The 14407-nt window shown below is 38.7% G+C and carries 10 protein-coding genes; 1 reads left to right on the top strand and 9 read right to left on the bottom strand.

Annotated elements, in window-relative coordinates:
* Positions 1-109: 109 nt before the first annotated feature.
* The 4 genes from I6F43_RS00500 to I6F43_RS00515 all read right to left on the bottom strand — a co-directional run bounded on the left by I6F43_RS00500 (position 110) and on the right by I6F43_RS00515 (position 1397).
* Positions 110-628, bottom strand: coding sequence for a DUF4240 domain-containing protein (locus tag I6F43_RS00500; RefSeq protein ID WP_007583221.1), 519 nt, complete (start codon positions 626-628; stop codon positions 110-112).
* Positions 628-819, bottom strand: a complete 192-nt coding sequence (locus tag I6F43_RS00505) for a YwbE family protein (protein ID WP_007583223.1) — start codon at positions 817-819, stop codon at positions 628-630. The genes I6F43_RS00500 and I6F43_RS00505 overlap by 1 nt, the downstream gene beginning before the upstream one ends.
* Positions 820-887: 68 nt before the next feature.
* Positions 888-1169: a hypothetical protein gene (locus tag I6F43_RS00510; protein ID WP_007583225.1), complete on the bottom strand. Its 282-nt coding sequence runs from the start codon at positions 1167-1169 to the stop codon at positions 888-890.
* A gap of 15 nt (positions 1170-1184) precedes the next feature.
* Complete coding sequence (locus tag I6F43_RS00515) at positions 1185-1397, bottom strand: hypothetical protein (RefSeq protein WP_121954678.1); 213 nt, start codon at positions 1395-1397, stop codon at positions 1185-1187.
* Positions 1398-1497: 100 nt separating this feature from the next.
* Between I6F43_RS00515 and I6F43_RS00520 the strand changes: the two genes are divergently transcribed.
* Complete coding sequence (locus I6F43_RS00520; protein ID WP_007583228.1) at positions 1498-2307, top strand: ion transporter; 810 nt, start codon at positions 1498-1500, stop codon at positions 2305-2307.
* Between the two features lie 87 nt (positions 2308-2394).
* Here I6F43_RS00520 and I6F43_RS00525 read toward each other — a convergent pair whose 3' ends face one another.
* The 5 genes from I6F43_RS00525 to I6F43_RS00545 all read right to left on the bottom strand — a co-directional run bounded on the left by I6F43_RS00525 (position 2395) and on the right by I6F43_RS00545 (position 14315).
* Complete coding sequence (locus tag I6F43_RS00525; RefSeq protein WP_197100443.1) at positions 2395-3519, bottom strand: DUF748 domain-containing protein; 1125 nt, start codon at positions 3517-3519, stop codon at positions 2395-2397.
* A gap of 351 nt (positions 3520-3870) precedes the next feature.
* Complete coding sequence (locus tag I6F43_RS00530; RefSeq protein WP_206007875.1) at positions 3871-5760, bottom strand: putative bifunctional diguanylate cyclase/phosphodiesterase; 1890 nt, start codon at positions 5758-5760, stop codon at positions 3871-3873.
* A 339-nt stretch (positions 5761-6099) separates the two neighbouring features.
* Positions 6100-7239: an aspartate-semialdehyde dehydrogenase gene (gene asd / locus I6F43_RS00535; RefSeq protein ID WP_197100444.1), complete on the bottom strand. Its 1140-nt coding sequence runs from the start codon at positions 7237-7239 to the stop codon at positions 6100-6102.
* 220 nt (positions 7240-7459) lie between these two features.
* Positions 7460-10162, bottom strand: a complete 2703-nt coding sequence (locus tag I6F43_RS00540; RefSeq protein WP_101163505.1) for a TonB-dependent receptor domain-containing protein — start codon at positions 10160-10162, stop codon at positions 7460-7462.
* Between the two features lie 64 nt (positions 10163-10226).
* Positions 10227-14315, bottom strand: a complete 4089-nt coding sequence (locus I6F43_RS00545; RefSeq protein ID WP_197100445.1) for a hypothetical protein — start codon at positions 14313-14315, stop codon at positions 10227-10229.
* Between the last annotated feature and the right edge of the window lie 92 nt (positions 14316-14407).

Below are 14407 nucleotides of genomic sequence, written 5' to 3' on the forward strand. Positions count from 1 at the left end.
TATTTAATACGTACTTAAACAACAAAACGATTTATACCAATGCGCTTAATTGTAAGGGTAAATTGAACTCATTAGATTGTTTAACTAGTTATACGAATTGGTATTTATTTTATTGCCAGTACTTTGCAAATAATAAAGGGTAGCTTTGCTTTAAAAACTTAGGTTTGTCTTTAAAACGTTTACCTTTGGGTTCATCACTGCCAGATGGGATAAACGGCAATTCGTCTTCGTTACGTTCTTCAAATAATAAACCGGCTATTAAGTCGTACTCATCAATGTACGGATAAGGCTGCTCGTTTAAGTAATAAACAGGTGTACACTGCGCTATAGAATCAGCATTTTCTAAGGCGTTTTCGAATACTGTTTTACCGCGCGAAATTAACCAACATCTAAATTCGCTAAAGCCGTAATCGTCGTTACATCCGGCCATCACAAAGGCGGCACCAAACAAATCCCAGGTAAAACACTTGCGCATATGTATGCCAAAATGCTTATCAAAATCAATAAGGTGCTGATCGCTTAAATCATTAAGTTTAGTTTTTAGGTTATCGCTCACACTTTGCGGATCGAGCCCTAAATCAGGCGTTGTTACTAATTCCCAAAAAGCCTGTTCTGTTAACGCTGCCATTATAAAATCTCTTTTACTCGGCCAACTTGACCATCTTCTAAACGTACTTTAATGCCGTGTGGGTGATTTGGTGATTTTGTTAAAAGGCGCTCAACAACACCCTCAGTTAATGTGCCGCTGCGTTGATCTTCTTTTAATACAATATTTACTGTGGTACCTGGTGATATTTGCGAACGCGTAGGAACAGCCATAATTTAAACCCTAAAAATAATTTATCTAATTATAACGTCCATGTGCTATCAAACCAACAAAAGCTCTGTTAATTGGCGGAAAATGAAATATGTGCTGGTTTTGCGTTCAACTTAATACTCGTAAGCTCTTTGAGTATTATATTTGTTAATTCGTTAAGTTGCGGTTTTGCACTTTCAAGGGCTATATCATCATTAAAATAGCACTGTACTTTTAACGTATTGGCCTCGTTATTTAAATCAATGGTATGCGTTAGATAATCAAAACCAATTACGCTTTCTTTTATTGCCTCGCATGCATTAGTAAGTGCTAGTCGAATGTGCTTATCGCGCTGCTTTTGAGTTTTAGTCATAAATATAAAGGTTACTTATTTAGTCTGGGCTTGTTGCTGTTTTTTAAACTCTTCGTAGTTAGAGTCTTGTTTATCTAGGCATTCGTAATATTCTTTGTCGGCTTTATAGTTACACTCATCAAGGCGCGCCGATTGAACTTCATGAAAACGCGCGTCAGAGCTACAACCAGCTAAAACACATAATCCAACAATAAGTAATGCGCTACTTTTTAGTTTATTGATAAACATTAAATTTCCTTACACTTTCTATATCGAAAAAGCGTTAAATTATTACAATATTATTGTATATTAGCGCCATAAAATCTTAATCTCCAAAGGATCTATTTCTATGATGTCGCAGTTACAAAAGTTGTTTCAGCGTATAGACAAAAGCAAGATATTTCAATCATTTGTTATAGCTGTAATTATTGTTTCTGCCCTGACAGTCGGTGCGCACACTTACTCACTACATCCTACCGTAGAGCTTGCTCTAAATTGGATGGACGTTGGCATTACCGCATTCTTTTTAATTGAGCTAGTAATCCGCTTTATTGCAAGTAAAGGCATAAAACACTTTTTTTCTAAAGGATGGAATATATTCGACACCATCATAGTATTGGGCAGTTTATATCCTGCTGCTGGTTCTACTATGTTAATTGCTCGTTTACTGCGCATATTTAGAGTACTGCGATTGGTATCGATGATCCCAGAGCTGCGCTTATTGGTTAACTCATTGCTTAAAGCCATTCCGCAAATGGGTTATATAGCCCTATTAATGTTTGTTATTTTTTATATATACGCTGCAATGGGCAGCATGATGTTTGCGGAAATAAACCCCGTACTTTGGCAAGACGTATCAATCTCAATGCTTACCTTGTTTAGGGTGGCGACGTTTGAAGATTGGACCGACATAATGTACGAAACAATGGCGGTGTACGAATTAAGCTGGATTTATTACCTTACGTTTATATTTTTAACCGCATTTGTATTTTTAAATATGATGGTAGGTGCCATTTTAGAAGTTATGAGTGAGGAGCACCGCAAAGCACGAGAAGAGCTCGCAGACGACAGCTCATTACCTGCAACGCAAGGGCAAGTAAACGAACTACAATCCCAAATTGCTGAGCTTAAAGAGCTATTGAGTAACCGCAAAAACTAATCTGATAAGAGTACTAAAGCACCCACTTAAAGTTTAAAAAGTGGGTGCAATTTAAAGATCTAATTGAAATAGAATTACCAAAGAGCTTTAATTTTCCTCGTTATCAGGTTTTTCATCCGTATCTTCAAAAGAAATAACGTTATCTACTTTCATTTTAAACGCATCAAAAAATGCGTTTTCTAATACCGAAATCACAGCTTGAAAAGTCGAAACATCCGTATTATCTAGTTGTCCCTCTATAGGAATACGTGCAGCAACAAGTTTTGACTCATCGTTTTCGAGTATAGAGCCCAGTAAATCAACACTGCCTTCAAATATGGCCGTAAATATGCCGTCGTCATCTTTTTCTATATCTTCGCGCCACGAGAACACACTCAAGTTTTGAACGCCCGCTTTTACATAACCATTTAAGTTATTGTCTTTAGCTACAAGTTCCATAGCGCCATCAATGCCACCCGCTTCAATATCAAAAGGCGTGTATACCTTAAATACAGTATCGAGGTTTTTAACAGAGAAACGCTGTACCTCTGCGTTAAAATCAAAATTGGCTTGTTTGCTAAAGGGATCTAATTTGCCATCAAGCTTTAATCCGGCCTCCCCCATTAATGCACCTTCTACGCTTAGAGTAGTCACTAGTGTTTTTGATAGGTTTTGCGCGTTGGTTATATTTTCAATTCGAGCGTTAATATTTGATATAAAAGTGGGTTTTTCACCACTATTAGTTGAGTTAACTAAAGTTAATTTGCCTTGCTCAATTGTTAAGGTATCAATAGAGAACAGTACTAAATTATTGGCGAGCCCTACCCAGGTAGTTTCGTCTTTTACTTGTTTATTTTGCTCAGAAGCATTGGGGTCTTTATCGTAAATAACTATTTCAGGACGGGTAAAGGCCATGTTTGTTACTAAATTGCCCTTTAAAAGGGCTGACCACGCAAGTGAAAAATCGAGAGTTTGAATACTCAGTAAAGGCTTCGGGGCTGAAGTTGCATCAACAGCGTAAATTTCAACGTCGTCAATTGCGTAGGCACCGCGATATAAAAACAAATCTACATCACCAATATGTCCCGTAACACCTTGCGTATGCTTTAACTGATAATTTACGTAATACTGAACGACATAAGGCGCGGCTATTCTGGCAATAATAAGGACTAATAAAGTAACCGCTAATGAGTTAAACCATTTGCTATGAAATAAATTAGAAACCGAGCTCATTGTAATTTCCTTTACTTAATACTTTCAAATGAGCATTTTAAACATGTAAGAATTACGCAAAATTGTAATAACACTACGTAGATCGCATTTAAAATACATCGTTGGTAGCCTCATTGTAGCTAAACAGGCTAATCTACGTATTAAGAGCAAAGGTTATACCACTTTAAGAGTGAACGATGAATATGAAGATTCAAAAGTACGAGTAGGGAAATATTCTAAGGTAGTAAAATGCAATATAGATTTTAAGTTTTTCTGAAAAAATGATGTAAATCCAGTATTTAAAATAAGACATTGCTGCAAAATGTAATTTATACAGCAATGCTTAATTGAATATAAAGCGAGTGTATCCCTTTAACTTATAAGTGAAAATGCTTGATCAAATCTAACTGGTTTACTGAATATAAAACCTTGATACTTATCAATTTGTAAGCTTTGTAATAACGTTAACTGAGCTGGACTTTCTACGCCCTCAGCTATTACTTGGCATCCAATCATATGCGACATGTTAGTTACCGCAGATACAATACTTTTATCTTTTGAGCATTCACAAATGTTATCAATATAAGATTTGTCTATTTTAATGTAATCAACTGATAGCTCTTTTAAAACCGATATAGAAGAAAACCCAGTACCAAAGTCATCAATAGAGATACGCACACCGGTATTTTTTATGGCCGTAATCACTTTTGACAAATACGGTAAATTTTTGATCATGACTGTTTCTGTTATCTCTAAATGCACATTGTATGGTTTGACTGCGTACCTACTTAAAAGCGCAACTAAAAAATCTAAAAAGTTATGGTTTTCTAGTTGCAGCACCGACACATTAATCGACAATCCAATCTTACTATTCACAGCGTTTAACTTACTTAAACTCGCGATGGCTTGTTCTAGTACAAATTCACCTAATATATTAATTTTTCCATATCGCTCTGCAATATCTATAAATTCTGAAGGGGGGATAAATTCATCATTAAACTGCCAACGAAGTAGTACTTCAAACGTGGTTATTTCATTTGTACTTATATCAACAATAGGTTGATAACACAGATGAAAGTCACCTTTTTCTACGCACTCTTTAATTGAGCTACGAAGTACTTCTTCTCTTTTAAGCGATTCATGCATTCGCTCGTCAAATACTGATATTTCATTACGGCTTTTCTTACCTTCATACATAGCAACATCAGCGTATTTAATCGCGTCTTCAAGGTTAAAATTTTCACGCGTAAAATACAGCCCAACCTTAAAAGAAGGGTTTACTTGATAGCTATCCATGCTTACTGTTTTCGTTAAAGTTTTAACTAATCTAAAAACACAGTCAAAAAGTTCGTCTTCGGTGTTACTACGAGAATAAAAAATAAACTCATCCCCTCCCCAACGACAAGCAATAAAATCGCCCTGAGTTTGTGTTTCAACTAATCGTTTACCTGTTTGGGCCAGAACAAAGTCACCAAAATCGTGACCGTATTTATCGTTGATGATTTTAAAGTCATCCATATCTAAAAATAAAACGGCTTTAATATCATCATTTTGATTGGCTAAATCAAGTTCAACATTAGAAACAAAGCTCCCCCTGTTAAACAATTTAGTTAAATTATCTTTTTGCTCTAAAAGGATTATTTGTTCGGTACGAAGTTGCACTTCGTTTTCTAAGTTTTCAATAAATTGATCTAACTTAAGTTCATTATTAATTGATGACTTTACATCTTTAGCAGAACGTACAGCGGTAACAAAACACAAAATAAACCATAAAACGAGCCCTAAAATACCTAGTACATTCTCATCTTCAATAGGCTGTAAAAGTAATAAAATACTAAAAGGAACCAGTAAACAGGTTATATACGACAAGGAGGAACGAATATCAGAAGCTAAAACATTTACACCGCCACCAGCAAGGGAGCTAAAAACAACGAGTGATACAAACTTCTCCTGCATTGGCATATTTTCATAAAACAAAATGGGGAAAGCAGCCCAAGTTACGGCTGTTAATAATAAACCTATAAAATACAGATGATATTTAAAAGCATGGGTGTTGTTAACAAATACATGGCTGGCTATTCGAAGTAATGAAATAAATGATAACGTAAAAAGCCAGTAAAGTTTTTCTTGCGAAGCGCTGTGGTTAATACTGCTAAAAATAAGAAAACAAGAAACAACCGTGTTTATAGCAATTGCAGAACTAAAATAGGAGCTAACAAATGCTAATCGCTTATTGGCAAAGTTATTTATATGAGAGGTCATTAATGTTACTTGAATAGGCTGTTGCACAATGTAAACAGTTTACTTAAGTTCAATAATAAACAACAGTGAACATTCATAAAAAAGTATTGTTTAAGCCTCTTAAGCGGTTTTATAAGCCATTAAACTAAAAAGGGCTGGCAAATTGCCAACCCCTTTTGTTAATACTGATTATATATTATACCAATTCGCTTAATTAAGTGATCTATTTTGAGGGAAGAAAAATCGTGTCGATAACAAGGCAAAGATTTCGTTATTTAGTTGTTCTATATCAGAAATATTTAACGTAGTTAGCGTCAGATTTAACCCCTCAAATTGATTAAGTATTATTGCGAATTGGTATTACTCACCATCAACAATTATGCGTAGCATACGACGAAGTGGCTCTGCCGCTCCCCACAAAAGCTGATCGCCTACTGTAAATGCGCTGATGTATTTTGGCCCCATCGCTAATTTACGAATACGGCCAACAGGAATTGTTAAAGTGCCTGTTACTTTAACGGGTGTTAAGTCTGTTGCGCTAATTTCACGCTCGTTAGGAATAACCTTAACCCACTCGTTATGAGACGCTAAAATTTCTTCAATTTTTTCTACGCTAATATCTTCACGTAATTTAATGGTCATCGCTTGTGAATGACAACGCATAGCGCCAATACGTACACATAAACCGTCAATAGGCACTGGTTGCTTTGAAGAACCTAAAATTTTGTTCGCTTCAACTTGCGCTTTCCATTCTTCTTTAGACTGACCGCTTGGCATAGGTACGTCAATCCACGGGATTAAACTGCCCGCTAATGGCACACCAAATTGGTCTTGTGGTAAGTCTTTTGACGCCATTGTTTCACTTACTATTTTATCAATTTCTAAAATAGCAGAGCTTGGGTTATCAATTTTGTCGGCAACACTTGCATGAATAGCGCCCATTTGTGCAATAAGCTCTTTCATATTTCGTGCACCAGCGCCCGACGCCGCTTGGTAAGTCATTGGGCTTACCCATTCAATTAGGTCTTGCTCAAATAAACCACCTAATGCAAGTAGCATCAGCGATACAGTACAGTTACCGCCCACAAAGGTTTTAACGCCTTGCTCTAAGCCTTGTTCAATAACATCTTTGTTTACGGGATCAAGCACTATAATGCTGTCCTCACTCATACGCAGCGCTGAAGCTGCATCAATCCAGTAACCATCCCAACCCGACTCTCGAAGTTTTGGATATACCGCATTGGTGTAGTCACCGCCTTGGCAAGTAACAATAATATCCATTTTAGCAAGTTCGCTAATGTCACTTGCATCTAGTAATGGTTTTGCGTCGCCTGCTATATCTGGGCCTAGTTGACCCGCTTGTGAGGTGGTGAAAAAGGTGGTGTCGATATGGGCAAAATCACTTTGCTGCTGCATACGTTCTAATAACACAGAGCCAACCATGCCACGCCAACCGACTAATCCTACTTTTTTCATTGTTTGTTCCACTGTTTGATTCATAAAAGATGCCTTAATACATTAAAAATTAAATTCATTGCGTGAGATTTAATTTTCATTAACGCTAAACTAACACTGGCTGAAAGCTAAAACTAGCGAATAAAACAGAACTTAAATATTTTTCATACTGAGCATAAACACAAAAAAGCTCTGTATTAAAATACAGAGCTAATAGATAGTGAAGTTTATTATTTCATTCCTTGAGTTTTATTTTAAATAAAGCTTAAAACTCATAGCTATAACTTAAACTAAACTCAGTGCCGGTGTCTTGTCCCCAAAGGGTAAGACCTTCTTGTTCAATTTCTTTTTCTTGGCCAAGCATATTCTTAACCTTAAAATTAACTTTAGAGTTAAAGTTAGGGAAGTAAGAATAAACTAAATCAACTGAATGAAACGACTTTTCTTCGGCATCTTCATTACCACGTGTACCAGGTACAATTATACGAGGACCAAACACATTATAAATTAGTGAAGTAGAATGAAATCCATCATCCGAGTCATAGCCCATTTGTAAGTTTGCAACCCACTCAGAATGACCAACTAAACGACGCTCATTGTTAGTTACAATATTCGATACCGTATCGGCCTCAAGGGCTTCTTTAAGCTGTGTTTCAAACAGTGAGTCAACACCGTCTGAATCATTAATCCCCAAATTAACACTTGAGTCAGATAGCGTAACGTTGCCTGACAAGAATGCTGAGGACCAATCTTTATTTATAAAGCCAAAGTCAGTTAAAAAATCAACTTCAATACCCGACAATTTACCCGACTGAGCATTTGCGGTTAATAACTGTGGAGATGCTCCCCCTACGCCCGCAAGCTCAACCATTTCAATTGGGTTTTCAATGTCTTTATAAAACAATGCAACAGAAAGGTTATTACCTGATGGCATATACCATTCAAACCTAAAATCAACATTTTTTAAATTAGAACTTTGTAAACTAGGAGAGCCTCTCACCAGAAACTCAGTTAACGGGTCAACAAAGAAAGAAGAGCTTACATCACGTAGATCAGGGCGAATGGTTGTTTCACTTAAATTTAAGCGAAATTGCATTTCTTCATCCATGATGTACGTAACAGCTAAAGAAGGAAAAAAGTTATCTTCATTAATAGCTACATCTTGGATTTCTTGTAGCGTATTTTCAAAGAAATTAGTATGCGCTTCATAACCGACTGAGACTTGCGAAAAATCTTCCCATCGAACGCCACCAGTAAAACGCCAAGTGTTTTGATAGAAGTAATCGGCCATAAAATAATAAGCATCTAATTTATGCGCTGCACTGTACTTATCACCATCAGTGGTGCCATCATCAAAAATACCTGAGCCAGTTACACTTGCATAAAAAGCGTCATTCGCCGTGTTTTCATCAGCAAAAATATCGCTTACGTTAGAACCGAACGAGTACTCATCGCTTATACCACGGTGCGTAATGCCAAACTTCACATTACTTGCATCACGTTTTTTCTCTGAAAAATCGCCGCCTATTTTTAACTCAAGCTCATAGCCGTCACCATAAAAAGGCATACCCATATTCCAACCAAATGTTTCAACATCGTCGTGTAATACTTGATACTCACGGGTGATATTTGTTGCAGCTACATCTTGTAGTTGTTCAGATTCAAGCACGCCATCAACTAAGTTTTGCTGATAAACAACATCTAAACCACCTGGTGCATTACGGTTTGCTCGACTTAAACCTCCATACCAATCAAAAAATAAATTATTTAGCTCTGGAAAGTTGTGCGTCCCCTTAAGCTGAGTCGAAAACATTTCGCGCTCTTCGTACGTAATATCTACTCGGCGTAATTCGGTGACACCTTCTTCGGTTTCATTTGCATCAAAGTAATCGCGGTTACGTACGCGGTCACTCATGTCATGAAGTGCAATATTAGTAAGCTCAAACTTATGGTTTGAATTTAACTCATATCCTAAATTTAATGTGCCGCTCCAACGTACATTTTGCTCAGTCGATGTACCATCGTAATACTGGGCAAAACATTTGTCTTCACAGCCTAAGCTACCAAGGCTTGAGCCGCTTTGCTCTTGAACTACTTCCCACTCGTTATCGTAAGATACGGCTGCAAGCACACCAAAAGTACCGACCTCACTTTCAAATCTATCACCTAAGGCAATAGAGAAGTTCATAGCAGGGTCAACATCCTTTTCTGAAATACCTACATCCCAATCAAGCGATTGAATCAGGTTTTTACGCTCAGCTAACGTAGTGTTTATATTGCCCTCAAGACCAGCATCACTGGTAAGCGCAGTAGTAAACACATCCGATAATGCTCGCGAACCATCATCTCGACCCATCCAGTCATCATCACCGCCACTGTAAAAGTAACCGGTATCGCTATTAGAAGTATTGTACGATGTACCCACTTGTACTTTTAATAAAAAGTCAGAAGGAATTGATTTAGTGCGAATATTTACATTACCACCACCAAAATGCGCTGGCATATCCGGTGAAAATGACTTCTGTACACTCAAGCTTTCAATAATTTCAGATGGAAATAAATCCAAAGGAACCACTGAGCGAGTAGGATCAGGACTTGGTACATACATGCTATTTAGCTGAGTACTAGAATAGCGTTCACCTAAACCACGCACATAAATAAATTTGCCATCGACTAACGTTAAACCAGTAACACGACGAAGTGCAGAGGCGGCATCGCCATCACCAGTACGTGATATTTGATCTGCACCCATAATATCAGCAACAAACGCTTGGTTTTGACGTTCTTGCAGTACCGCACCCGCACTGCCCTTTAATCGTTGCCCTACAGCAACAACTTCTTCTATTTCTTGCTCTTCTACTTGCTGCTCAGCAGCCGTGGCTGTATTTACTGATAAACCAAGTAACGCAGCCATTACAGCGTAGTTTAATTTTGATAAAGCAAGTGTAGAGGGTTTAAAAGATTTCATTTTTATACTCCGAAACAAAACAAGACATTAGCCGAGCTTTCGCTCGGCTATAATGTGGTGTGGGTTAAAGGCCTACTTTTACCCAACCTGCTGTCCAGTCTGTTTGTGCATCCATCGCACCAATGTAATCTACAGAATCAAAGTAACTATCTAAGCTTGATGAATCAAAGCCATTACCAAGTAATAACGACTCAGCAGTTGGCATATAGCCATTATCTGCAAGCCCAAGGTCAGCGGCTACTTGAACTGAATTGCCTGTTTGTCCTAAGAACCAAGATTCAACATTCCCTGTACCAATTGCTTGCGTACCAAAGTTGTTAGCGGTTTCACACGCAACGATTGAGTGAGTAACAGTTAATGTACCGTCCTCTGCTCGCGGCGCTGAATCAGAGCCTACTCGTAAACAATTTGAATAATCTGCCCCGCCTGTCACCACTACATTTTTAAGCATACCCGCAGTACCTGCACGTAGGCGGATACCATTTACACCCACATTACCAATAATTGTTACATTAGAGATAGTTGGCATTGTTAGCGGCGTTGCACTTGAATCAAACTCAGAGTTATCAGCTTCAATTGCATTGTCGCCCTCAGAGTCTGATTGTTTAATCAGTACATATTGCGCTTTACCCGTCCAACCGAATGACCAATCAAGTGAATCATCGCCTATGCTTGTTAAAACAAGGTGACTAATATTTGCAGTACCACCAAAAAATTCAACACCATCGTCTAGATTTTCATGAACGTGAATGTAATCTAGTTCAGTCTGACGACCAACACCCGCAAGTGTAATACCGTTAAGTTCATCGCCATTACCCAGCGTTTTACCCGCTTGCTTAACTGCAACATATTTTAGCGTACCTGAATTATCTTCAGGGTCATTACCACCGAACTGGCCTGCGTCACCTTCAGCAGACACACCGCAACTGGCAAGTTCTTCTGCGGTTGCTTCACCTTGTTGGTCGCCACATGAGTTAGCAGGTGCATTACCCAATAATACTAAACCGCCCCATTGACCAATCGTAGTTTCGCCGCCCGTCATATCCTGGATTGACGTCATAGTAATTGGTTGATTTACACTGCCTACCGCTTCAATTTTAGAACCACGGCGAACAACTAAGAAGTCATCACCCGACTCACCAATTAACGTTGTACCAAACTGAACATAAAGTGTTGTGTTGTCAGCGCGGTCATTACCAACGGCTGTACGTCCTTTTAAAATCCAATGCGCATCGTTAGTCAGTGTTACATCAGATGTAAATACAACATCAGAGGTTAATTGATATACAGGTTTGTCTGTAATTGTAGGGAAGCTAGCAGAAACATCTGTTGCAAGTCCTTGTGCTAATGCATTAGCAATATCGTCAGGAAAGCTTGGTGTAATAGCAACTGTCCAACCATCCATCCAATTATTATCGCCATCGAATGCGCCGATGTAATCTGTTTTGGTAAAGAACGAGTCAAGCTCAGATGAATCCCCACCAGCACCTAATAAAGGTGAACCCGATTTTGGGGTAAAGCCGTCTGTCGCTAAATTAAGTGCTGAAGCCGTAAGCGTTAAGTTACCCGTTTGACCTTCAAACCAAGACTGCACATTGCCACTACCAATTGCTTGTGAACCAAAGTTATTATCTTCACTACATGCAACAGCTGAGTTTTCGATAGACAACTCACCCGATTCTGCATTAGCAGCAGAGTCTGAGCCTACACGTAAACAGTTTGAGTAACCTTCAGGGCCCGTTATAACAACATTTCGTAAAACGCCCGCTGTACCTGCACGTAAACGAACACCGTTAGTACCATCAGCACCAACAATTGTTACGTTAGAAATAAGCGGTTTAGTCAATGGTGTCGCATTTGAATCGAATTCTGAGTTATCAGCTTCTATTGCGTTATCACCCTCAACTGAACTTTGTTGAATATAGATATTTTGTGCACGACCCGACCAACCAAATGACCAATCGAATGCATCGTCGCCAATATCAGTTAGTACAATGTTACGAACATTAACTGTGCCACCAAAAAACTCAACACCATCATCTAGGTTTTGGTGAATTTGAATGTATTCAACTTTCGTTTGTGAGCCAACACCTGCAAATGAGATACCGTTAAGTTCATCGCCATTACCCAGCGTTTTACCTGCATGTTTAACAACAATATAACGAAGAACACCTGAGTTATCATCGCTAATATCACCACCAAACTGACCAGCGTCACCTTCAGCTGATACACCACAGTTAGCTAATTCTTCAGCTGTCGTTTCACCGGTTTGATCGCCACACGAGTTAGCAGGTGCATTACCTAATAATACTAAGCCGCCCCATTGACCAATCGTTGTTTCAGCACCTGTTACATCTTGAATAGATGTCATAGTGATTGGCGCAGTTGCATTACCATTGGCATTAATTTGTGAACCACGACGTACAACTAAAAAGTCATCACCTGTTTCACCAATTAGCGTTGTACCCGCTTGAACATATAATATAGTTGCATCTGCACGGTCATTACCAACTGCAGTACGACCATTTAAAATCCAATGTGCATCGTTAGTAAGCGTTACATCTGCTGTGAACGTTGTATCTTCAGTTAAACGGTATACTGGTTTATCTGTAATTGCTGGAAATTCACTAGAAACATCTGATGCTAAGCCTTGTGCGAGCGCGTTATCAATATCAGTAGGGAAGCCGCCATTAATACCGACAGTCCAACCTTCCATCCAGTTAGTTGATCCATCAAAAGCACCAATTTGACCATTTGCGATAAGCGGTGAACCAGCAAGTGGCGTGTAACCGTCATCAGCAAGCATAAGCTCTGCCGGCGTAAGTACTTGGTTACCATCTTGTCCTTCAAACCAAGATTGTACATCGCCACCGTTAATTACTTCACTACCAAAATTATTTGCCGTTGTTTGACACGCCACAATAGAGTTTACAATCGTTAGTGTGCCATCTTCAGCGCGAGGAACTGAATCAGACCCTACACGTAAACAGTTTTCGTAAGTAGCAGGACCCGTTACAAATACATTTTTAAGAGCGCCCGCAGTACCAGCGCGTAGACGAATACCATTATTACCTTCTGCACCGACGATTGTTACGTTAGATATAGTAGGCAGTGTTAATGGCGTGGCGCTTGAATCAAACTCAGAGTTATCCGCTTCAATAGCGTTATCGCCTACGTTAGCAGCTTGTTGAATGTAAACATTAGTAGCCGAACCCGTCCAACCAAAAGACCAATCTAGTGAATCATCACCAATGTTAGTCAGCACTACATTACTTACATTAACCGTACCACCAAAAAACTCGATACCGTCATCCAGGTTTTCATGAACCTGGATATAATCAACCGTAGTTGCAGAGCCAACACCGGCAAATGTAATACCATTTAACTCATCACCATTACCAAGCGTTTTACCTGCTTGCTTAACAAGTACATATTTTAGAGTACCTGAATTATCATCACTAATATTTCCACCGAATTGACCTGCATCACCTTCAGCTGACACACCACAGTTAGCAAGTTCGTCTGCTGTTGCTTCACCTTGTTGGTCTCCACATGAATTTGCAGGTGCATTACCAAGTAATACCAAACCACCCCATTGGCCAATTGCTGTCTCGCTACCCGTAACATCTTGAATTGATGTCATCGTAATAGGCTGGCTTGCAGTGCCTACTGATTCAATTTGTGAACCTCGACGCACAACTAAAAAGTCATCACCTGACTCACCAATAATCGTTGTACCTTGCTGAACATAAAGCGTTGTACTATCTGCGCGGTCATTACCCACAGCAGTACGACCACTCACAATCCAATGTGCATCATTAGTTAATGAAACATCAGCAATCAATGTTGTATCAGCACTTAAGCGATACACTGGTTTATCTGTTATTGCTGGAAATTCACTTGAGACATCCGTTGCTAAGCCTTGAACAAGTGCATTGTCGATATCAGCAGGAAAACCCGTAGTTCCATTTTGAGAATCATCACGCGATGATGTTTCATCTACTGTATCACTGCCACCTTCAACAACATTAGTAACTGTGTCGCCTTCATTTATTGTTGTGTCGCCTTCAGATACAACTAAGTCACCACCACAACCCGCTAATGATATTGCAGTTGCAATCAAACTAACTTTAAATAAGTCAGATAATTTCATTGTTCACTCCGTTAAAGTATTTAATTATTTTGTTAAGTGCTTTAAATAAACTCAAGTCACCTTAAAACATTAAGTAATGCTTTAAGGTCACT

The sequence above is a fragment of the Pseudoalteromonas sp. NZS71_1 genome (assembly GCF_015864305.1).
Lineage (GTDB): Bacteria > Pseudomonadota > Gammaproteobacteria > Enterobacterales > Alteromonadaceae > Pseudoalteromonas > Pseudoalteromonas arctica.

Coding starts and splice junctions, on each gene's coding strand:
- I6F43_RS00515 (WP_121954678.1), bottom strand. CDS start 1,397: ATGTTTATCAATAAACTAAAAAGTAGCGCATTACTTATTGTTGGATTA.
- I6F43_RS00510 (WP_007583225.1), bottom strand. CDS start 1,169: ATGACTAAAACTCAAAAGCAGCGCGATAAGCACATTCGACTAGCACTT.
- I6F43_RS00505 (WP_007583223.1), bottom strand. CDS start 819: ATGGCTGTTCCTACGCGTTCGCAAATATCACCAGGTACCACAGTAAAT.
- I6F43_RS00520 (WP_007583228.1), top strand. CDS start 1,498: ATGATGTCGCAGTTACAAAAGTTGTTTCAGCGTATAGACAAAAGCAAG.
- asd (WP_197100444.1), bottom strand. CDS start 7,239: ATGAATCAAACAGTGGAACAAACAATGAAAAAAGTAGGATTAGTCGGT.
- I6F43_RS00530 (WP_206007875.1), bottom strand. CDS start 5,760: ATGACCTCTCATATAAATAACTTTGCCAATAAGCGATTAGCATTTGTT.
- I6F43_RS00545 (WP_197100445.1), bottom strand. CDS start 14,315: ATGAAATTATCTGACTTATTTAAAGTTAGTTTGATTGCAACTGCAATA.
- I6F43_RS00525 (WP_197100443.1), bottom strand. CDS start 3,519: ATGAGCTCGGTTTCTAATTTATTTCATAGCAAATGGTTTAACTCATTA.
- I6F43_RS00540 (WP_101163505.1), bottom strand. CDS start 10,162: ATGAAATCTTTTAAACCCTCTACACTTGCTTTATCAAAATTAAACTAC.
- I6F43_RS00500 (WP_007583221.1), bottom strand. CDS start 628: ATGGCAGCGTTAACAGAACAGGCTTTTTGGGAATTAGTAACAACGCCT.